At 68.9% G+C, this 20,248-nt stretch carries 19 protein-coding genes; 15 read left to right on the top strand and 4 right to left on the bottom strand.

Features of this window, described 5'->3' with window-relative positions:
* The first annotated feature begins 2 nt into the window (after positions 1–2).
* The 4 genes from ettA to NC7_RS17460 all read left to right on the top strand — a co-directional run bounded on the left by ettA (position 3) and on the right by NC7_RS17460 (position 7,909).
* The gene (gene ettA / locus NC7_RS17475; protein WP_067984405.1) at positions 3–1,679 is read left to right on the top strand and encodes an energy-dependent translational throttle protein EttA; all 1,677 of its coding nucleotides are present in this window, start codon (positions 3–5) and stop codon (positions 1,677–1,679) included.
* A 197-nt stretch (positions 1,680–1,876) separates the two neighbouring features.
* A complete protein-coding gene (locus NC7_RS17470; protein ID WP_067984403.1) occupies positions 1,877–6,766 on the top strand; it encodes an NAD-glutamate dehydrogenase in 4,890 nt (1,629 codons plus the stop codon).
* 41 nt (positions 6,767–6,807) lie between these two features.
* The gene (locus tag NC7_RS17465) at positions 6,808–7,233 is read left to right on the top strand and encodes an acyl-CoA thioesterase (RefSeq protein WP_067984703.1); all 426 of its coding nucleotides are present in this window, start codon (positions 6,808–6,810) and stop codon (positions 7,231–7,233) included.
* A gap of 4 nt (positions 7,234–7,237) precedes the next feature.
* The gene (locus tag NC7_RS17460) at positions 7,238–7,909 is read left to right on the top strand and encodes a DUF8185 domain-containing protein (RefSeq protein WP_067984401.1); all 672 of its coding nucleotides are present in this window, start codon (positions 7,238–7,240) and stop codon (positions 7,907–7,909) included.
* 237 nt (positions 7,910–8,146) lie between these two features.
* Here NC7_RS17460 and NC7_RS17455 read toward each other — a convergent pair whose 3' ends face one another.
* A complete protein-coding gene (locus NC7_RS17455) occupies positions 8,147–8,467 on the bottom strand; it encodes an AzlD domain-containing protein (RefSeq protein ID WP_067486144.1) in 321 nt (106 codons plus the stop codon).
* Entirely contained in the window at positions 8,464–9,456 is a 993-nt protein-coding gene (locus NC7_RS30425; RefSeq protein ID WP_157102052.1) for an AzlC family ABC transporter permease, read from the bottom strand. Before NC7_RS30425 ends, NC7_RS17455 begins: the two co-directional genes overlap by 4 nt.
* Before the next feature lie 64 nt (positions 9,457–9,520).
* Between NC7_RS30425 and NC7_RS17445 the strand changes: the two genes are divergently transcribed.
* The gene (locus NC7_RS17445; RefSeq protein WP_067984399.1) at positions 9,521–10,090 is read left to right on the top strand and encodes a helix-turn-helix domain-containing protein; all 570 of its coding nucleotides are present in this window, start codon (positions 9,521–9,523) and stop codon (positions 10,088–10,090) included.
* Here NC7_RS17445 and NC7_RS17440 read toward each other — a convergent pair whose 3' ends face one another.
* Positions 10,091–10,804: an HNH endonuclease gene (locus NC7_RS17440; RefSeq protein WP_236573554.1), complete on the bottom strand. Its 714-nt coding sequence runs from the start codon at positions 10,802–10,804 to the stop codon at positions 10,091–10,093.
* A 152-nt stretch (positions 10,805–10,956) separates the two neighbouring features.
* On the opposite strand from NC7_RS17440, the gene NC7_RS17435 reads away from it, so the two are divergent.
* The 9 genes from NC7_RS17435 (at position 10,957) to NC7_RS17395 (ending at position 18,466) form a co-directional block, all read left to right on the top strand.
* Positions 10,957–11,370 (top strand): globin, encoded by a 414-nt coding sequence (locus tag NC7_RS17435; RefSeq protein ID WP_067984396.1) that lies wholly within the window; start codon positions 10,957–10,959, stop codon positions 11,368–11,370.
* A gap of 175 nt (positions 11,371–11,545) precedes the next feature.
* Complete coding sequence (locus NC7_RS17430; protein ID WP_236573552.1) at positions 11,546–13,147, top strand: glycoside hydrolase family 13 protein; 1,602 nt, start codon at positions 11,546–11,548, stop codon at positions 13,145–13,147.
* A 61-nt stretch (positions 13,148–13,208) separates the two neighbouring features.
* Positions 13,209–13,487, top strand: a complete 279-nt coding sequence (gene ctaJ / locus NC7_RS17425; RefSeq protein WP_067486150.1) for an aa3-type cytochrome oxidase subunit CtaJ — start codon at positions 13,209–13,211, stop codon at positions 13,485–13,487.
* A complete protein-coding gene (locus NC7_RS17420) occupies positions 13,474–13,938 on the top strand; it encodes a DUF5130 domain-containing protein (RefSeq protein WP_067984395.1) in 465 nt (154 codons plus the stop codon). The genes ctaJ and NC7_RS17420 overlap by 14 nt, the downstream gene beginning before the upstream one ends.
* Positions 13,939–14,089: 151 nt before the next feature.
* Entirely contained in the window at positions 14,090–15,229 is a 1,140-nt protein-coding gene (locus tag NC7_RS17415; RefSeq protein WP_084458558.1) for an MFS transporter, read from the top strand.
* A gap of 37 nt (positions 15,230–15,266) precedes the next feature.
* The gene (locus NC7_RS17410) at positions 15,267–16,133 is read left to right on the top strand and encodes an alpha/beta fold hydrolase (protein WP_067984389.1); all 867 of its coding nucleotides are present in this window, start codon (positions 15,267–15,269) and stop codon (positions 16,131–16,133) included.
* 106 nt (positions 16,134–16,239) lie between these two features.
* Positions 16,240–17,439, top strand: a complete 1,200-nt coding sequence (locus NC7_RS17405; RefSeq protein ID WP_067984387.1) for a lipase family protein — start codon at positions 16,240–16,242, stop codon at positions 17,437–17,439.
* A 61-nt stretch (positions 17,440–17,500) separates the two neighbouring features.
* Positions 17,501–17,887, top strand: a complete 387-nt coding sequence (locus NC7_RS17400) for a helix-turn-helix domain-containing protein (protein WP_067984385.1) — start codon at positions 17,501–17,503, stop codon at positions 17,885–17,887.
* 93 nt (positions 17,888–17,980) lie between these two features.
* Positions 17,981–18,466, top strand: a complete 486-nt coding sequence (locus NC7_RS17395) for a DUF732 domain-containing protein (RefSeq protein ID WP_157102051.1) — start codon at positions 17,981–17,983, stop codon at positions 18,464–18,466.
* Between the two features lie 74 nt (positions 18,467–18,540).
* On the opposite strand, the gene NC7_RS17390 is transcribed toward NC7_RS17395, so the two are convergent.
* Positions 18,541–19,140 carry a TetR/AcrR family transcriptional regulator gene (locus NC7_RS17390; RefSeq protein ID WP_067984381.1) on the bottom strand — a complete coding sequence of 200 codons (600 nt, stop codon included), beginning with the start codon at positions 19,138–19,140 and terminating at the stop codon, positions 18,541–18,543.
* A 60-nt stretch (positions 19,141–19,200) separates the two neighbouring features.
* Between NC7_RS17390 and NC7_RS17385 the strand changes: the two genes are divergently transcribed.
* Positions 19,201–20,166 (top strand): patatin-like phospholipase family protein, encoded by a 966-nt coding sequence (locus tag NC7_RS17385; protein WP_067984379.1) that lies wholly within the window; start codon positions 19,201–19,203, stop codon positions 20,164–20,166.
* Positions 20,167–20,248 lie beyond the last annotated feature (82 nt).

Here is a 20,248-nt window from a genome sequence, read left to right as displayed (position 1 = left end):
ATATGGCTGAGTTCATTTATCAGATGATCAAAGTTCGCAAGGCGCACGGCGACAAGGTCATTCTCGACGACGTGACGCTGAACTTCCTGCCCGGCGCCAAGATCGGTGTGGTCGGTCCGAACGGCGCGGGTAAGTCCAGCGTGCTGAAGATCATGGCGGGGCTGGACCGGCCGAACAACGGTGAGGCATTCCTCGCGCCCGGCGCCACCGTCGGCATCCTGCAGCAGGAACCGCCGCTCAACGAGGAGAAGACCGTCCGCGGCAACGTGGAAGAGGGCCTCGGCGAGGTGAAGGTGAAGCTCGACCGCTTCAACGAGATCGCCGAGCTGATGGCCACCGAATACTCCGACGAGCTCATGGACGAGATGGGCAAGCTGCAGGAGTTCCTCGACCACGCCGATGCCTGGGATGTCGATTCCCAGCTCGAGCAGGCCATGGACGCGCTGCGCTGCCCGCCGCCGGACGAGCCGGTCACCAACCTCTCCGGTGGTGAGCGCCGCCGTGTCGCGCTGTGCAAGCTGCTGCTGAGCAAGCCCGACCTGCTGCTGCTCGACGAGCCGACCAACCACCTCGACGCCGAGAGCGTGCTGTGGCTCGAACAGCACCTGGCCTCCTACCCGGGCGCCGTGCTCGCCGTGACCCACGACCGGTACTTCCTCGACAACGTGGCCGAGTGGATCCTCGAACTCGACCGCGGCCGCGCCTACCCCTACGAGGGCAACTACTCCACCTACCTGGAGAAGAAGGCCCAGCGTCTCGAGGTGCAGGGTAAGAAGGACCAGAAGCTCCAGAAGCGCCTCAAGGAGGAGCTGGCCTGGGTGCGTTCCGGTGCGAAGGCCCGCCAGGCCAAGAACAAGGCGCGCCTGGGTCGCTACGAGGAGATGGCGGCCGAGGCCGAGAAGCACCGCAAGTTGGACTTCGAGGAGATCCAGATCCCCGCGGGCCCGCGTCTGGGCGACATCGTGGTGAACGTGTCCAACCTGGACAAGGGCTTCGGCGACCGTCAGCTCATCAAGGATCTGTCGTTCACGTTGCCGCGCAACGGCATCGTCGGTGTGATCGGCCCCAACGGTGTCGGTAAGACCACGCTGTTCAAGACCATCGTGGGGCTCGAGGCGCCCGACAGCGGCGAGGTGAAGGTCGGCGAGACCGTCAAGCTCAGCTACGTCGATCAGAACCGCGCCGGTATCGACCCGAACAAGAACGTCTGGCAGGTCGTGTCCGACGGGCTCGACTTCATCGAGGTCGGCAATCAGGAGATGCCCTCGCGCGCCTACGTCAGCGCGTTCGGCTTCAAGGGCCCGGACCAACAGAAACCGGCGGGGGTGCTCTCCGGTGGTGAGCGCAACCGGCTGAACCTGGCGCTCACCCTCAAGCAGGGCGGCAACCTGATCCTGCTCGACGAGCCGACCAACGACCTCGACGTGGAGACCCTGAGCTCGCTCGAGAACGCGCTGGAACAGTTCCCGGGCTGCGCCGTCGTGATCTCCCACGACCGGTGGTTCCTCGACCGCACCTGCACCCACATCCTGGCGTGGGAGGGTGACAGCGACAACGAAGCCAAGTGGTTCTGGTTCGAGGGCAACTTCGAGGCGTACGAGGCGAACAAGGTCGACCGTCTCGGCGCGGAAGCCGCTCGCCCACACCGGGTTACGCACCGCAAGCTCACTCGCGACTGATATCCGCGCGGACCGCATCGACGGCCCGGCCTGACGATCGAAACTCGATCGACCGGCCGGGCCGTCGGCGTTTCAGAAGTTACCGGCGGGGAAGCCGGATTTCCGACGGCACGGCTCGCGCGGCGGCGTTAGTCTCGGAATCGCGTCACCGGACTTTACGGAATCGAAGCCAACCGAAACATGGGAGCAGGCGAAAGATGACGGTCTCGTCGGAAATGTCGAGTGCGGGCTGGGCGGCGGGAATGCCACCGAGTTTGCGCGACGATCTCGCGACACTCGAGGAGGCGTATTTCCGACACGTCGACGCGGGGGACGTGGATTTTCCGATCACCGGAATCACCCAGATCTTCCGCCACCACATGGAACTCGCCGCCGTGCGTCAGCCGGGGAAAACCCTGGTCGAGGTGCATCATCCCGACGACGGGTCGGGGATGGGCGCGGCCGTGCAGGTGGTGACCGACGACATGCCGCTGCTGGTCGAGTCGATCACGGCGGCGCTCGGTCGCATGCAGGTGAGCGTGAGCGAGCTGATCCACCCCATCTTCGAGGTCACCCGCGACGCCGACGGCACGCTCGTCGGCGCGGCGCCGCACGAGGTGGACGGCAACGGTGCCGAGGGGCTGGCCGAGTCGTGGATGCACCTGCAGTTGCACCCGTCGACCGGGCAGGCCGAGCTCGACGAGATCGCCCGCACCCTGCCCGAGGTCCTCGCCGACGTGCGCCAGGTGATCGACGACACCGAGGCGATGGTCGAGGTGCAGAGTTCGCTCGCCGATCATCTCGACCGGACCGCAGGCGCGGGCGCCGCGCCCTTCCCACCGGTCGACCTGGCCGACTGCGCCCAACTGCTGCGCTGGCTGGCCGACGGCAACTTCACGCTGCTCGGCTACGCGCGCTACCAGCGCGCCACCGAGGACGGCCGGACCGTCTCCGCGCGGGTACCGGGAACCAGCCTCGGCGTGCTGCGGCCCGATATCGGCACCGACTTCCAGGTGCCGATCAACGGCGGCGACCGCCCGCTGCTGATGCTCACGCAGGGTCTGGTGCGCGCGACCGTGCACCGCTCGGTGTACCCGTACTTCATCGGTGTCGCCGATGTCGACGACGCGGGTGCCGTGGTCGGTGTGCACCTGTTCATCGGTGTGTTCACCGTGAGCGCCGTGCACGAGAACGTCCTCGACATCCCCGTCATCAATCGCCGCGTGCGCACCGCCATCGAGGCCGCGGGGTTCGACAAGGATTCGTTCTCCGGGCAGGCGATGCTCGAGGTGATCGAGTCGTTCCCGCGTACCGAACTGTTCTCCGCCGACACCGCGACCATGCGCCGCACCGCCGTCGCGGTCCTCGGCGTCGGCCTGCGCAGGCAGGTGCGGCTGTTCCTGCGTTGCGACGCCTACGGTCGGTTCGTGGCCTGCATGGTGTACCTGCCACGCGACCGATACACCACCGCGGTACGGCTGGAGATGCAGTCCATCCTGGTGCGTGAACTCGGCGGCGTCGATATCGACTATTCGGCGCGGGTGAGCGAAAGTGAGCTCGCCAGTGTGTATTTCACGGTGATGCTGCCGAGCGAGGCGGCCACCGGGCAGGCCGCTCCCGACACCTCCGAGGAGAACCGGCGCCGCCTGCAGGCGCTGCTGAACGCGGCCAGCCACTCCTGGGACGACCGGATCGGCGATGAGGTCGCGTCGTCGACCGTGCTCGATCCCGCCGTGGTGTCGCGGTATGCGAAGGCGCTGCCGGAAAGCTACAAGGAAGACTTCACGCCCGCGCGTGCCCTGGCCGACATCGCCCGCCTCGAGCGGCTGTCCGAGGGCGGCATCGACCAACACCTGTACCGCCGCAGCGAGGCCGAGCCCGGTTCGTGGCGGTTCAGTCTCTACATCGCCGGGCGTGGTGTGTCGCTGAGCCAGGTGCTTCCGGTGCTGCAGAGCCTGGGTGTCGAGGTCGTCGACGAGCGGCCCTACCAGCTCGAACTCGACGGCGGCACCGAGCGCTGGATCTACGACTTCGGCTTGCAGGCGCGTCCGGAGCTGCTGCGCAACGCCCTCGGCGGCGATCTCGACGCGGAACTGCTCGAGCACCCCGGTCAGGCCGACGGGTTGCGCGCCCGCTTCACCGAGGCGTTCGCGGCGGTGTGGTACGACCGTGCCGAAGCCGACGGTCTCAACGAACTGGTCCTGCGGGCGGGCCTGCCCTGGCGTTCGGTCGCCATCCTGCGCGCCTACGCGAAGTACCTGCAGCAGGCGGGTTTTCCCTACAGTCAGGTCAATATCGCCCGCGTCCTGCTCGCGCATCCGGAGGTGGCACGCGATGTCGTCGCCCTGTTCGCCGCGCGTTTCGATCCCGACACCGTGTCGGCCGACCACGCCGCCGAACTGGAATCGCGCGTGCGCACCGGCATCGACGAGGTGGTCAGCATGGACGCCGACCGCATCCTGCGCGCCATCCTCGGTCTGGTCAAGGCCACCCTGCGCACCAACAACTACGTCGTCGACGCCGACGGCGCGCCGCGCGGGTACCTGTCGCTGAAGGTCGAGCCGCGCGAGATCGCCGAACTGCCCAAGCCGCGACCGCAATTCGAGATCTTCGTGTACTCGCCCCGGGTCGAGGGTGTGCATCTGCGCTTCGGTTCGGTGGCACGCGGCGGTCTGCGCTGGTCGGACCGGCTCGAGGACTTCCGCACCGAGATCCTCGGCCTGGTGAAGGCCCAGGCGGTGAAGAACGCGGTGATCGTGCCCGTCGGCGCCAAGGGCGGCTTCGTGGTGAAGCGGCCGCCCGCCGCCACCGGCGACCCGACCGTCGACCGCCAGGCGAGCATCGCCGAGGGCGTCGACTGCTACCGCACGTTCATCTCCGGCCTGCTCGACGTCACCGACAATGTCGATCTGGCCACCGGTGCCGTGCTGCCGCCCGACCGGGTGGTCCGCCGCGACGGCGACGACACCTACCTTGTGGTGGCCGCCGACAAGGGCACGGCGAGCTTCTCCGACATCGCCAACGACGTGGCCGCGCGCTACGGCTTCTGGCTCGGCGACGCCTTCGCCTCCGGCGGGTCGGCCGGTTACGACCACAAGGCCATGGGTATCACCGCCAAGGGTGCGTGGGAGTCGGTGAAGCGGCACTTCCGGGAGATGGGGATCGACACCCAGAGCCAGGATTTCACGGCGGTCGGCGTCGGCGACATGAGCGGCGACGTGTTCGGCAACGGCATGCTGCTCTCGCGGCACATCCGGCTGGTCGCGGCCTTCGACCACCGGCACATCTTCCTCGATCCGAACCCCGACGCGGCCACGTCCTACGCGGAACGGGAGCGGCTGTTCGCGCTGCCGCGGTCGTCGTGGGCGGACTACGACCGCAACCTCATCAGCGCGGGCGGCGGCGTCTTCGAACGCACCGTGAAGTCGGTGCCGATCTCGCCGCAGGCCAGGGCGGCGCTCGGCCTGCCCGACGCGGTGCAGGCGCTGTCGCCGCCGGAACTGGTGCGCGCCATCCTGCTCGCGCCGGTGCAGTTGCTGTGGAACGGCGGTATCGGTACCTACGTGAAGGCCAGTACCGAGACCAATGCCGAGGTGGGCGACAAGTCCAACGACGCGGTCCGGGTGGACGGCAACCAGTTGCGCGTCAAGGTGGTCGGTGAGGGCGGCAACCTCGGTGCCACCGCGCTCGGTCGCATCGAGTTCTGCCGTGCGGGCGGCAAGATGAACACCGACGCCCTGGACAATTCGGCGGGCGTCGACTGCTCCGACCACGAGGTCAACATCAAGGTGCTGCTCGACGGTGTGGTGAGCGCGGGCGCGCTCGCCCCGCAGGACCGCAACCCGTTGCTCGCCTCGATGACCGAGGAGGTCGCGCGAATGGTGTTGCAGGACAACGTCGACCAGAACTTCCTGATCGGCATCGCGCGCACCGACGCGGCGCAGATGGCCAGCGTGCACGCCCGCGTGATCGCCGACCTCGAACAGCGTCGTGGCCTGGACCGCGAGCTCGAGGCCCTGCCGACCGAGGCGGAGCTGAAGCAGCGCGAGGAGGAGGGCGCCGGGCTCACCTCACCGGAGCTGGCGAACCTGCTCGCCCACGTGAAGCTCGGACTCAAGGCCGACCTGCTCGACACCGACCTGCCCGACAGCGCGGCCTTCGCGGGTCGGTTGCCGCTGTATTTCCCCACGCCCCTGCGCGAACGGTTCGGTGCCGAGATCAAGAAGCACCGGCTGCGCCGCGAGATCGTCACCACGATGATCGTCAACGAGGTGGTCGACTACGGCGGCATCACCTACGCCCACCGGCTCAACGAAGAGGTCGGCGCGTCCACCTCCGACACGGTGCGCGCCTTCGCCGCGGCGACGGAGATCTTCCAGCTGCACGACGTGTGGTCGCGGATCCGCGGCGCCGACGCCCCGGCCTCGGTGTGCGACCTGCTCGAACTGGAGTCCAAGCGCACGCTCGACCGGGCCTCGCGCTGGTTGCTGAGCAACCGCCCGCAGCCCATCGCTGTCGGCGCGGAGATCAACCGCTACCACCGGCGGGTACAGGAGCTGGCACCGCAGGTGCCCGGGTGGCTGCGGGGGCACCACGTCACCTCGCTCACCCAGGGCGCGGCCGAACTCATCGCGCGCGGCGCGCCGACCGAACTGGCCACCGAGGTGTTCGGACTGCTCGGTCTGTTCCCGCTGCTCGACGTGGTCGACATCGCCGACATCACCGACCGTGACGGAGCCGAAGTCGGTGCGCTCTACTACGCGCTCAACGAGCACCTCAAGATCGATTGGCTGCTCGAGGCGGTGAGCCACCTCGAGCGCGGCGACCGCTGGCACGCGCTGGCCCGGCTCGCGCTGCGCGACGACATGTACGGTTCGCTGCGCTCGCTGACCCTCGATGTGCTCTCGGCGGGCGACCCGGAGGAGACGCCCGACGAGAAAATTGCATACTGGGAGTCGAAGAACCAGTCCCGGCTCGGTCGCGCGCGCGCTGCCCTGTCGGAACTGTTCGAGTCCGGGACCCACGACCTCGCCACACTGTCGGTCGCCGCGCGACAGGTGCGGAGCATGGTGAGCGGGGTGGGCGCCCAATCGGAGGTACCACGGTGACGAGTTCGCCGAACGGCAGCATCGCCGCGCCCGAGGCACAGCTGGTGCTGCCGCAGCGTTTCCACGCGAAGGTCGAGATCCGCTGGTCGGATATGGACGTGTTCCAGCACGTGAATCATGCCCGCATGGTGACCTTGCTGGAAGAGGCCAGGATTCCGTGGTTGTTCGACGACGACAAGCCGACCGCGTCGATGGGCAGGCAGGGTTGCGTGCTCGTCGACCTGCACGTGAAGTACCGGGGGCAACTGCGGCACGAGGACACCCCGCTCGATATCGCCATGTGGATCAAGCAGTTGCGCGCCGTCGACTTCACCGTGGGCTACGAGGTGCGGGCCAGCGGTGCCGCGCCGGACTCGCCGCCCGCGGTCACCGCGACCACCCAGCTCGCCGCGTTCGATATCGACACCCAACGGTTGCGCAGGCTCAGCGACACCGAACGCGACTACCTCGCGTTGTGGCGGGCCTGATTTCGTGAGTTCCGAACAGCGAGTGCTGCATACGCCCGATCCGGCCGAACGCGAGAACCTGGCCACTTTCCTCAGCCGTGCGTTGCGCCTGGACCAGGCGGCGGTCGTGCGGTTGCGCAAGCGTGGGTCGAGTCTCGTATCGGCGTGGGTGGCAACGGGTTTCGAGACGCTGGCGGTGCGCACAATCACCGCCGAACTCGGCGTCGACGATGTGACGGTCGGCGCCGATACCGTGCTGGCGGGGTTGCGCACCGGACACCCGGTGGACCTCGGCTACTCGATGGACTCGGCGTGGCGCGGTGCGTTGCCCCCGATGGACGGCTTCGCCCACGTCGATGACGTGCCCGCCCGCGCCCTGGTCGAATTGGCCGAGCGCGGTGCCGATCTGGCCCGCGAACACGGTGGCGTCCACGGCCCGCCCGCCTCGCTGCTCGATCAGTCGGTGCTCACGGTGACCGGCGCCGACGACCTCGAGGTGCAGGTGCCCATGCGCGTCGTCTTCGCCCTCACCGCCATGGATTTCATCCCGCACGCGGGGGAGAAGGCCGAAGCGCGACGCATCCAGCCCACCGAATTGGTCCGTGTCCGTGCCACCCGCACCTGGCTACGCCTCGACGCCCGCTACGGTTCCGTGGCTCGCCGCTTGGGCGGCGGAATCCCTCTGTCGCCCAGCTGAACTCACACGCATCGGCGCTCGACGCCAACCCGCAGGCACGCAGGTGCCGAATTCGACCCGAGCGCCATGCGAGGTGATCGGGCTGCGTATTGCGATCGGTCGGTACTTTGCCGCTGGGCCGCGCTACGCCACTGGGTCGCGCTACGCCACCGGGCGGCACTCTGCCACGGGCCGGCACCTTGCCGTCGGCCGGCGCTACGCCCCTCGGCCGATCGCGCGGCGCGGGTGGGGCTCGGTTCAATGCACGCCGACGAGCCGAAGCAGTGCGGTCGTGGCGGCTGCGGCGATCACCGTGACGAGCAAGGGTGCCCGTCGCCAGGCGAGCACACCGCCGACCGCCACCCCGGCGGGCAAGGCGACCCCGAGTTCCCCGGTGCCCGTCGGCAACGTCGCCGTCGCCACCAGCGCGGCCAGCAGAATCAACGCCCCGGTGTCGAGCAGCGCAATAGTGCGCGCCGACAACCGGATTCGATCCCGCAACGCGGGCCCCGCCCACCGCAGCGCATAGGTGCCGACCGCCAGCGCCATCATCGCGGGCACCAGGTAGGGCGCGTTCACGACGCACCCCCGCGCGAGAACGCCGCAGCTGGGCAGCAATCCGAGTCGGCGGCGACCCACCCGCCCGGCAGCACGCAGGCACCCGCCGCGCCGATGCCTGCTACGCAACCATCGTCCACCGCTGAAACCACGCCCCGAGCGCCGACGTTGGCATGGCGAGCCGATCGGAGAGCTTGTGGTGCCGCCAAGGCTGTGGCGTCCGGTGCATCGGCTTCCGCGTAGCCGGCCTCCGGGACGCGCTGTGGTGTCGCCCCCGCCGCGTCGACTTCCGCGTGGCCGACACCACCGACGCTCTCCGGCTGTGCCGCTGCGGAATCCGACGGCTTCACAGGCCGGGACGCCAGCACCAACCCGATCAGCGCGATCAACACCGGCAAACCGGCCGGCACGAATGGCGCAATCGCGACTGCCAGCCCGGCCCCGGCCAGCACCGGCCGCAGCGTCGCTCGATCACGCAGCGCGGGCAGCAGGAGTGCGAGCAGGATGACCGGGAACACCGCGTCGAGGCCCAGCGCGGAGGTGTCGGGGACGAGGGAACCGAGGGCGGCGCCGAGGGTCGCGCCGAGCGGCCAGCACAGGGCCACCCCGATTCCGCACGCCCAGTACGCCGCTCGCTTGCGTTCCCGAGCGCCGGGCGCGGTCGCGAAGGCCACCGACTCGTCGTTGAGGACGTGGATGCCGAGCAGGCGCCGCCAGCCGTGACCGAACACGTCGGGGGCGGCCAGCCCGTAAGGCAGATGCCTGGCATTGAGCAGCAGCCCGGCGACGACGGCGGCGAGCGGACTGCCTCCGGCGGCGACGATCCCGAAGAACAGCAGTTCGGAGCCACCGGCGAGCACCGTCACGGCGGCGACGATCGGCATCCACACCGGGAATCCGGCCGCGATGGTCGAGGCGCCGTAGGAGACGCCGAACAGGCCGACGGCCAGACAGGCCGCGGCCACAGCGGCGGAGGTCCGCCGATCGAGTGTTCGCCAGATCGAACGCATGTTTTTCATAGTGAACGCGGCGGGTCGGTAAAGTCAACGCGGAAACAGCTCCCAGGAGGCGTCGATGGACCGGCAGGACCCGGTCGCCGGACCACCCCAAGCGGTGATCGCGGCGGCCCTACGACGTGAACGCGCCCGCGCGGGCCTGTCGCTCACCGAGGTCGCCAGCCGCGCCGGTGTGGCGAAGTCAACACTCTCGCAATTGGAATCGGGCACCGGGAATCCCAGCCTGGAAACCCTGTGGGCGCTGTGTGTCGCGCTGGAGATGCCGTTCTCGCGTCTGCTCGACCCGCCACGCCCGAATGTGCAGGTGATCCGCGCCGAGGAGGGGTCGCCGGTGCCGTCGGCCGACGCCGACTACCGGGTCACCTTGCTCGCGGCAGGCCAGTCACACACGCGCTGCGATGTGTACCGGATCGCGGCCGAACCCGGGCAGATCCGCCGTTCGGAACCGCACACGCCCGGAGTCGTCGAGCATGTGGTGCTCGCCGCCGGGCACGCCATCGTCGGTCCCGCCGACGAACCCGTGGAGATGCGCCCAGGCGACTACATCCGCTACCTGGGCGATCTGCCGCACGTCTTCGAAGCTCTCGAGCCGGGCACGTGGGCCACGATGGTCATCGAGAGCGCCTGATCAGGCCGCCCCTTCGCCCAGGTATTGCAGCCAGAGCGGGTCGAGGTCGGCGGTGGTGGACAGCAACCGCCAGTGTGGACCCTTGGGCGAGACCAGCTGATGACGCAGCGTCCAGCCCAGTTCGGTCAGCATCTTGTCGGCTTTGCGATGGTTGCACGGCGCGCAGCTGGCCACGCAGTTCTCCCATGAGTGCTCCCCGCCGCGGCTGCGCGGGACGACGTGGTCGATGGTCTCGGCTTTGCCGCCGCAGTATCCGCACCGGTAGCGGTCGCGGTGCATGAGTGCGGCACGGGTCATCGGCACCCGAGCGCGGTAGGGGACGCGCACGTAGGTGCGCAACCGGATCACGGAGGGAATGGCTACCGCCGCGCCTGCCGAATGCAGGACCGGGGCGGCGGGATCGTCGTGGACCGCGTCGGCTTTCGCGCAGATCAGCAGAACGACGGCGCGGCGAGCGGACAGTGCGGTGAGTGGTTCGTAGGTGGCGTTGAGAAGCAGGACCCGGCGTTTACGCCAGGCGGCGGCGTCGTGATCGCCGGCGAGATGCAGTGGCGCGGGGCGATGCGGCAGGTCGTGCGGACCGTGTGCGCCCGGATGGTGATCGGACAAGATGTGCAGCGGAGTAGCCCCCGAGCCACGATTGTGGACGTCGGCGGGCTGGAGTTGTCGGTGCGCGCGCGCCTCGTGTGACCTGGCGCCTGGCCGCTGCTTCATTGTGTGACCTCAATTTCATGATTGGCAGGATCATGTGGTATCTGGGGTCGATACTGTCCCCCAGTTGACCACGGTTGGGCCGGTATTGCACGGTTATTTTTCAAACTTTCGGGTGAACTGTGATTGAAGGCCCGGCGCGCGCTCGGGGCACAATGGAGCGCGTGACTTCAGGTGAGCAGACAACGACCTCGTTCTACGACGCGGTGGGTGGCGCGGAGACCTTCCGCCGCATCGTGTCGGTGTTCTATCGCGAGGTCGCTGCCGACGAGATCCTGCGCCCGCTGTACCCGGAGGAGGATCTCGGGCCCGCCGAGCGCAGGTTGCGGTTGTTCCTCGAGCAGTACTGGGGCGGGCCGCGCACCTACTCCGACGAGCGCGGCCACCCGCGGCTGCGGATGCGTCATCATCCGTTCGTCATCGGAGCGCTCGAGCGCGACGCGTGGCTGCGCTGCATGCGGATCGCGGTCGACGAGATCGAGCCGTCGATCCTGGACGCCGAACATCGCAAGGCGATGCTGGACTACTTCCAGATGGCAGCGGCTTCGCTCCAGAACGCGCCGCACTGACCCCGGGACGCCCGGGATTCGCTGATGACCACCAGGTAGCGGCCCGATTTCGGACCTGCGGCCTGGTTTACCGCGATGTTTCGGTCCGGCGTGGCGAACGCTGGCGATTTGCCGGATTCGAAGAAAGTCCCGCGCCGAGTGAATATTGTCGGCGGACTTTGGCAATATTGCGGTTGTGACACAGACACCTGCCTCGCCGGTGCCGGGGGACAACAGCACCGCTCCGTGGTGGAAAACCGCCGTGTTCTATCAGGTCTATCCGCGTTCGTTCGCCGACTCCGATGGTGACGGTGTCGGCGACCTCGGCGGTGTGCGCGAGAAGATGGGCTACCTCGAGCTATTGGGGGTCGACGCGCTGTGGATCTGTCCGGTGATGCGCTCGCCGCAGGCCGACGGTGGTTACGACGTGTCCGATCCGCGCGACATCGACCCGCTCTTCGGCGGTCTCGACGCGCTGGACCGACTCATCGCCGAGGCCCACGATCGCGAGATCAAGGTCACGATGGATCTGGTGCCCAACCACACGAGCACCGAGCATCCGTGGTTCGCGGCCGCGCTCGAAGCCGCGCCGGGCAGCCCCGAGCGGGCCCGCTACATCTTCCGTGACGGCCGGGGCGCCGACGGTGCCGAGCCGCCCAACAACTGGCCGAGCATCTTCGGCGGCCCGGCCTGGACCAGGATCACCGAACCCGACGGCACCCCCGGGCAGTGGTACCTGCACATCTTCGCGCGTGAACAGCCCGACCTGAACTGGGACAACCCCGAGGTGGCCGCGGATTTCGAGAAGACGCTGCGGTTCTGGCTCGATCGCGGGGTCGACGGCTTCCGGCTCGACGTGGCACACGGCATGGCCAAACCCGACGGCCTGCCCGACATGGCGCGCGTCGACACCAAGATGCTGGTGCACGACGACGACGATCCCCGCTTCAACAACCCCGGTGTCCACGCCATCCACCGCCGCATCCGCACGGTGCTCGACGACTATCCGCACGCGGTGTCGATCGGTGAGGTGTGGGTCGACGACAATGTGCGCTTCGGCGAGTACGTGCGCCCCGACGAACTGCACCTGGCGTTCAACTTCCGGCTGGCCGAGGCGGGCTTCGCCGCCGAGGACGTGCGCACCGCCATCACCCATTCCCTCGACGCGGTGAGCGCCGTCGGCGCGCCGCCCACCTGGACGCTGTCCAATCACGACATCGAACGCGAGGTGACCCGGTACGGCGGCGGCAAGACCGGGGTGGCGCGGGCGCGGGCGATGATGATGGTCGAATTGGCGCTGCCCGGTGCGGTTTTCGTCTACAACGGCGCCGAGTTGGGCCTGCCCAATGTCGACGATCTGCCCGAGGACGCGCTGCGGGACCCGGTGTGGGAACGCTCGGGCCACACCGAGCGTGGTCGCGACGGGTGCCGGGTGCCGATCCCGTGGGAGGGCGGCGCGGCGCCGTTCGGTTTCACCTCGGGCACACCGTGGCTTCCGATGCCCGCCCAGTGGGCCGACCGCACCGTCGAAGCGCAGTTGGAAACCCTGCACTCGACGTTGTCGCTGTATCGCCTGGCGATCGATCTGCGTGGCACCCGTGCGGAGTTCGCGGGCGATCGGATCGAGTGGTACGGCAGCCCCACGGGGTGTCTGGCGTTTCGGCGCCCGGGCGGTTTGGTGTGTGTGCTCAACGCGTCCGACGGCCCGATTCAGTTGCCGCCGGGGGAGTTGCTGCTGTCGAGTGCGCCGGTGGCCGACGACCGGTTGCCCGCGAACGCGGCGGCCTGGCTGGTCTGACACGCGGTGTTTCGGCAGCCGGAGGTCGAACTACTACACAGCATCGTCTAACGTTTGATCCGTGAGCATTCTCGAGACAGTGCTGATCTTCGTCGGCATCCCGGCCGCGATCTACTTCGCGATCGCGGGTTTGTCCTATCTCGGTAAGCCACTGCCCGGTGAGAAGCCGGCCCACTTCGAGCTCGGGCAGAAGTGGACCCACCCGCCGGTGCTGTGGAGCGCTACCGACGAGGTGACCGCTGCGTCCGGTCACCACCACGCCGAACCGCATGGCAGCCATGCGGTTCTCGAACCCGCGCACGCGGAGCTGATCGGAGGCCGGGCAAGTGGCAAGTTCTAATTGGCCCGCGGTTGTCGAAGCCGACCTGCCGCACGGGTACGCCCTGACCAGCAGTGGCCGGGTCTCCGGTGTGCACGAGCCGGGCACGGTGTTCGACGAGGTGCCGTTCACCGATCGTGAGCGGGTCGCGCTCGACAACGCGCTCACCGATGCCACCCGCGCGACGAAGGTGCGCTTCAACATCTACCTCGGCGACCTCGGCGCCGACCCGGCCGCGGGCGCCGACGCGCTGCTGCCGAACACGCCCGAGTCCGCCGACTCGGTGCTGATCGCGGTGTCGCCCAACCAGGGTGTTGTCGAGGTCCGTTCGGGTGCCGCGGTGGCCGAGCGTGCCAACGACCGCATCTGCCAGCTCGGCGTCACCGCCGCGCTGGCCTCGTTCCGGCAGGGCAACCTGATCGACGGTCTCATCTCGGCCGTGCGTGTCATGGCCGCGGCCATCGGCCGTTAGTCCGTTCTCCGCGCGACGGCGCGTTCACCCCCAGGGGTGAACGCGCCGTTCGTGTTTCGGCGCAAGAAATTCTTCCGCGTCAGGGAATCAATCAGGCGGCCGTCGACTTCTAACCACTGAAACAGCTGTCAGCGGTTAGGAAGTGGCGAGCATGCGGCGAGAGAATCTTGCCTGGGCAGGACTGGCGGCGATGACCGTCTCGTTCGGGCTGAACTTCACGATGGGGGTGTTCTTCGCACCCACCGCGGCGTCGTACGGGGTGTCGGCGACCGCGCTGGCCGTGGCCGCCGCGCTCGGCACGGCGGTGACCGGGTTGGCCCAGCAGGGAATCGGGCGACTGCTCGACCGGTTCGGGCCCAAGAAGGTACTGATCGGCGGGCTCAGCCTGATCTCGGCCAGCTACCTCGTGCTCGCCGTGGTCACCCAGACCTGGCAGTTCGTCGCCGCCTACATGGTGCTCGGTGGGCTCGGGTTCGCCTCGGCGTCCACGCTCACCGTCACCACGCTGCTCGGGCGGGCGCACGGCGCGCAGGCGGGGCCTGCCATGGCGCGGGCCGCGATCGGCATCAACCTCGGCCAGCTGGTGACACCGTGGGCGGCGACCGCGTTGTTCGAGCCGATCGGCGTGCGCGCCACCTTCGCCCTGCTCGGCGCGGTCGGTCTGGCCGTCACGGCTGTGCTGTGGCTGCTGTTGCCCGACGATCAGCAGGCGAACACCGTGCCGGGAGCGGGCGAGTCACTGGCCGACCGGTGGAAGGTGTTGGTGGCGTTCGGATTGCATTCCGCGACGCTCTACGTGGTCGTGCTGATGCTGCCCGAGCACGCGGTGGAACTGGGTTGGTCGATCACGGGCGCGGGTCGGCTGGTCGCGGTGGCGGCGCTCGCCGCGGGCCTGACTTCCGCCGCGCTGGTCCCGCTGCTGCGCCGTCATCGGCCCGAGGATCTGCTGCGGATCCTGTTCGTGGTGCGACTCGCCGCGTTGCTGCTCGCGGTGTTCGTGCCGGGTTCGCTGGTGCTGGTCGCGGTGCTGTTCGGCATCGCCTCCTTCCCCGTCATCCCGCTCACCATGGCCATAGTGTCGCGTGGTCTCGACCCGGCGCGGATGGGCCGCAGCCTGGCCCCCGCCTGGGTGATCCACCAGCTCTCGGCCGCCGCCGGGCTCGGCGTCGCCGCCGTGATCCACGCCCTCACCGACAGCTATCGCGGCTATTTCGCGCTGACCGTGGTGTTCACCGTGGCCGCCGCCGTCCTCGTCGCACCGGTTCGCCGCCGCGAACCGGTCACCGTCTGACCCTTCCGCAACACCCACCGAGAAAGCGAGAATCATCATGAGCCAGGTCCGTCACCACACGGTGCAGATCCAGGGGCAGTCCCTCTTCTATCGCGAGGCGGGTGACCCGTCGGCACCGACTGTCGTTCTCCTGCACGGATTCCCGGCCAGTTCGGCGATGTTCCGCAATCTGATCCCCGCCCTCGCCGTCGACTACCACGTGATCGCACCCGACCACCTCGGCTTCGGACAGTCCGCAATGCCGAAGGCCGACGAATTCGACTACACCTTCGACAATCTCACGGCACTCACCCTCGCCCTGCTCGACTCCCTCGGCCTCGACCGCTTCGCGATCTACATCCAGGACTACGGCGCCCCCATCGGCCTGCGCATCGCCGCCCGCGACCCGCGGCGCGTCACCGCCATCGTCACCCAGAGCGGCAACGCCTACATGGAGGGCTTCACACCCTTCTGGGAGCCGTTGTTCGCGCATGCCGAGGACCGCACGGGACACGAGGCCGAGATGCGCGAGCTCTACTCGCTCGACGCCACGACATGGCAGTACACCCATGGCGTTCCGGCCGACCGCCTGCCGTTGATCAGCCCCGACACCTGGACCCTCGATCAGGCCTACCTCGATCGTCCCGGCAACCAGGAGATCCAGCTCGATCTGTTCGCCGACTACAAGAATAACCTCGACCTCTACCCCGAGTTCCAGAAGTACTTCGCCGAGCACCGTCCGCCGACCCTCATCACCTGGGGTGCGCACGACGAGATCTTCGGTGCCGACGGCGCCCGCGCCTACCTGCGCGATCTCCCCGACGCCGAGCTGCACCTGCTCGACACGGGCCACTTCGCCCTCGAGACGCACGGTCCCGAGATCGCCGCCCTGATCCGCGATTTCCTCGGTCGGGCCCTGCACTGAGCCACCCGCGACGGCCGGGTACCCGCCCGGCCGTCCGTTGGTGATCGAGTACCCTGATCGGCGGCTTTCGCGGCCGGTCGCGGCCGGTCGCCGGTGAAGGGGGATCATGCGCACAGCACTGGCTCGGATCGTCGTCGCGGTGGCGGCGACCTGCTCGTTGACCGTCGGCTGCGCCGACGACTCGTTCCGCGACACCGAACCCGCCGCCGGTGCGCCGACCTCGGACTTCTACACCGTCGACGGGGAAACCCTGCCGGGCGCACGGGGTTCGGTGATCCGCACGAGGTCGCTGCCCGACGCGGTACCGGGAGCACGCACCGAACTGGTGCTCTACCGCTCCATCGACGCGCACGGGGCGACGGTCGCCGTCTCGGGAACGGTGTCGGTGCCGCCGGGGACGCCACCGCCGGGCGGCTGGCCGCTGATCTCCTTCGCACCGGGCACCAACGGTGTCGCCGACGTGTGCGCGCCCTCGCGAGCCGACGGGGCGTCACCGACGAGGGGCGAACTGGCCCGCTGGGTCGCCGCCGGTTACGCGGTCGCCCGCACCGACTATCAGGGCCTCGGCACCGCGGGCGGCCACGGCTACCTCATCGGGGAGACCGAACAGCGCGCCGTCGCCGACATCGTCGTCGCGGCAAGGGAATTCAACCGTGACATCGGGACCCGCTGGGTGGCGATGGGCCATTCCCAGGGTGGGCACGCCGCCCTGTTCGCCGCGAGCGCGTCGGGAGGCTGGGCACCGGCGGTCGACCTGCTCGGTGCGGTGGCGCTCGCCCCCGCCTCCCACCTGGGAGAGCAGGTGCGGATGGCGAAGTGGGCGGTGTCGAACCCGCTCGGCTCGGTCGGGACCGGTGGGCTGGCGGTGTATCTGCCGATGCTGGTTCGTGGCGCGCAGACCGTCACCGACCTGGATCCGGCCCGGTTCCTCACCGAACGGGCGGTGTCGATGCTGCCGCTCGCCGACACCGACTGCGCGGCCGGGCTCAACGAATCGGGCAAGTGGGGTGGGTTGTCGGTCAAGGAGGTCCTCACCCGCGACGGTGACCTGTCCGGGCTGCTGCGCGTCCTCGACGACAACGACCCGAGCGGACTCGGCTTCACCGAACCGGTGCTGGTGCTGCAGGGCCGCGACGACCACACCGTGCCGTTGAAGTCGACCGACGCGATGGTCGCCCAGCAGCAGATGCGGGGTCAGTCGGTGGACTACCGCAAGTACGACGGCGTCGACCACAGCGAGATCATCTCCGCGTCGTTCGCCGACGCCCTCGGCTGGGTCGACACCCGCTTCGGCATCACCCGCTGACGGGTTACGCCCACAGCAGAAGAACCGGGTGTGTCGCGCCGCCAGTCCTTACGCTCGGACCATGGGCGAGCACAAAGGTTTGCGGGTGATCCCGGGCGGGCGCGAGCAGCGGCGGACACGCCCCGAACCGCTGTGGCGCGAGGCCCTCGGCGAACGCCTGCGCACACTGCGCCAGGAGCAACACTCGACGCTGGTCGACACCGCGGGCCGCGCGGGCATCTCCCCCCAATACCTCTCCGAGGTCGAACGCGGCCGCAAGGAACCCTCCAGCGAGATGATCGCCGCCCTCGCCGGTGCCCTCGGCACCACCGTCGGCGACCTGGTCGCCCAGGTCGCGGCCACGATGCGCACCCGAACCGTCACCCTCGGCGGCGACCGCCGCATCGCCACCCCCGCCATGCGGGGCTCCACCATGACCGCCCCCAACGCCCGGCTGATGGCGGCCTGACGCAGCTGGTCAGCTCGATCGACTACGCGTAACAGTGGCGTCAGCGCGTGCGACAAGTTGGGTAGGGCCGGGGCCTTTCAACGGAGCCACGTCATGAGCATTTACCCGACCCCCAAGACTCTTCGCGTGAGCGCATTCGGAGCTGTTGCGGCAGTTGCCCTTGTCGCGGGGTGCGGCGTAGGCGGTGACACCGAGCCGACTGCCCAGAACCGGGTTTTCCCAGCCACCGAGGCTGACCCGACCACCGAATATGCCCCACTGACCACCGGGTACGCGGCTCCGACCACCGAGTACGCGGCTCCGACATTGTCGGATGACCAGAATGACCAAATCTACCTGGCGGTACTGAGCGAACGTGGAATCACGAGGCTGCAGGGCACCAGTGTCAGCCTGATCGCCTTCGGTGAGACTGTGGTCTGCGGTGCGCTCGAAGAAGAAGTTCACCCGACCCCGGCCTTCGCGGCGGGCTTGGCTCTGGGCGCTGTGGAGTATTTCGACAGCTATGACGACGCCGCCTATGCGATCGGCGCCGCTATCGCCACCTACTGCCCCCGGTTCGAGTACGTGTTCGATGAGTAGCCTTGCGGCACTGGGCATTTGCCTCGAACGGCTGACCTTTCACTCGACTTTCGCAGGTGTGCGCAGCCGTGCGTTCAGGGGGTGCGGATCGGGGCGATCAGTTCGCGGAGCATGTCGACCAGGGCGGTGACCGGCATCTCGGGGTCGAAGGCGCGTTGGACGCCGAGGCCGATGCCGAGCGAGAGCATGCGCAGGGCCGCTTCGTCGGCGGGGATGGGGAGGTCGATGCCGAGTTCGCCTGCCTGGATCTCGACGATGGATGCCAGCACGGCCGTGAGGGAGCGGCGGCGTTCGGCCAGTTCGGTGCGGATCTCGGGGAGATGGCGGGTGCTGGTGGCGAACTCGACTTCCAGCGCCGTCCAGCCGACATCGCCGATGTTCTCGTCGGCCCAGCGGGCGAATCCGTCGATGCGGTCGGCCATGGTGTCGGGGCCGAGGACCGCCGCCGACAGTGATTCGGCCCGCTCCACGTGCACCACGTCGAGCACGGCGAGGCCGAGTTCGTGTTTGGTGGCGAAATTCGAGTAGACCGCGCCCTTGGAGAAGCCTGCCTCGGCGGCGACCTTCTCCAGCGAGGTCACGTTGTACCCGTCGGCCAGGAACAGGCGTTTGGCGGTTTCGACGAGGCGTTCCCGCGTCCGTGCGTGGGACTCTTTGCGCGTCAACCTGGCCATATGCGGCAGTTTAGCAAAAAGGGGTACCGACAGAATTCGAATACCGTTAGTATCTGGAATATGAGCACTCGACGTGGCCTCGCCATCGGTTGCGGAGGCGTCCTCGGCTTCGCCTGGACCGCCGTCGCCCTCGACGCGGTCGAACGCGCACTGGACTGGGATGCCCGATCGGCGGACGCGCTGATCGGGACGTCGGCCGGGGCGGAGATCGTGGCCGCCCTCGGTTCCGGCCGCACACCCGCCGACCTCCTGGCCGCCCTCGACGCCGAGCCCGGCGCCGACCCGGTCCTCGCGGCACACGTCGCCGTCGACCCCGGCCGCTTCCCGCCGCTGCCCGGTCTCGGCCTGCCGAACCTCGGCCTGGTCGGTGCGGGTCTGCGCGCGGGCTCGCCCTACAGCGCGCTGGCCGGGCTCCTGCCGCGCGGCCGCGGTGACGCGAGTTGGCTCCGTTCCTTCGGTCGGGCGCTGGTCGGCGGTGACGGATGGGTTGACCACCCCGCGACCTGGCTGGTGGCCGCCGACGCCGCGACCGGCCGACGAATCACTTTCGGCGCCAAGGAGTTCGAAGCCGATCCGTCGCAGCGGACAGGTGTCGACCTCGGTGACGCGATCGCCGCGTCGTGGGCGATCCCCGGTTGGTTCCCGCCGGTGCGGATCGGTGGCCGCGACTACGTCGACGGCGGCGCGGTCTCCTCGGTCTCGGCCGACCTGCTGCTCCCGCTCGACCTCGACGAGGTGGTGGTGATCGCCCCGATGACCTCTGCGGGCGGCGCCTCGGCGACCGGCCTCGATCGCGTCGAACGACTCCTGCGCACGCAGATGACCCGTGGCCTCGATCGCGAGGTGGAGCTCCTGCGCGACAACGGCATCCGGGTGATCCGCGTCGAACCGGGGCCCGCCGAACTGGCTGCGATGGGCCCCAATTTCATGGATTCGCGCCGTCGCCCGGCGACCCTCGCCGCCGCCCGCGCCAACGCCGATGCCCGCGTGCACGAAGCGCGACGCGCCGCGAGCCGCACGCGATGATCGTCGACCCGGCTACCGGCCTGGTTCCGGGCGCCGAGCATGCGAATCCCACGTGCGCAACACAAGCGCACAGCGACCCGAG

It is taken from the genome of Nocardia caishijiensis NBRC 108228 (genome assembly GCF_001612825.1).
Lineage (GTDB): Bacteria > Actinomycetota > Actinomycetes > Mycobacteriales > Mycobacteriaceae > Nocardia > Nocardia caishijiensis.
This window is presented reverse-complemented; position numbering and strand designations above follow the sequence as displayed.

Bases quoted from the DNA above. Each gene is read 5' to 3' on its own strand.
- ettA (WP_067984405.1), top strand. From the start codon at position 3: ATGGCTGAGTTCATTTATCAGATGATCAAAGTTCGCAAGGCGCACGGC.
- NC7_RS17470 (WP_067984403.1), top strand. From the start codon at position 1,877: ATGACGGTCTCGTCGGAAATGTCGAGTGCGGGCTGGGCGGCGGGAATG.
- NC7_RS30425 (WP_157102052.1), bottom strand. From the start codon at position 9,456: ATGCGTTCGATCTGGCGAACACTCGATCGGCGGACCTCCGCCGCTGTG.
- NC7_RS17445 (WP_067984399.1), top strand. From the start codon at position 9,521: ATGGACCGGCAGGACCCGGTCGCCGGACCACCCCAAGCGGTGATCGCG.
- NC7_RS17440 (WP_236573554.1), bottom strand. From the start codon at position 10,804: ATGAAGCAGCGGCCAGGCGCCAGGTCACACGAGGCGCGCGCGCACCGA.
- NC7_RS17435 (WP_067984396.1), top strand. From the start codon at position 10,957: ATGGAGCGCGTGACTTCAGGTGAGCAGACAACGACCTCGTTCTACGAC.
- NC7_RS17415 (WP_084458558.1), top strand. From the start codon at position 14,090: ATGCGGCGAGAGAATCTTGCCTGGGCAGGACTGGCGGCGATGACCGTC.
- NC7_RS17410 (WP_067984389.1), top strand. From the start codon at position 15,267: ATGAGCCAGGTCCGTCACCACACGGTGCAGATCCAGGGGCAGTCCCTC.
- NC7_RS17405 (WP_067984387.1), top strand. From the start codon at position 16,240: ATGCGCACAGCACTGGCTCGGATCGTCGTCGCGGTGGCGGCGACCTGC.
- NC7_RS17400 (WP_067984385.1), top strand. From the start codon at position 17,501: ATGGGCGAGCACAAAGGTTTGCGGGTGATCCCGGGCGGGCGCGAGCAG.
- NC7_RS17395 (WP_157102051.1), top strand. From the start codon at position 17,981: ATGAGCATTTACCCGACCCCCAAGACTCTTCGCGTGAGCGCATTCGGA.
- NC7_RS17390 (WP_067984381.1), bottom strand. From the start codon at position 19,140: ATGGCCAGGTTGACGCGCAAAGAGTCCCACGCACGGACGCGGGAACGC.
- NC7_RS17385 (WP_067984379.1), top strand. From the start codon at position 19,201: ATGAGCACTCGACGTGGCCTCGCCATCGGTTGCGGAGGCGTCCTCGGC.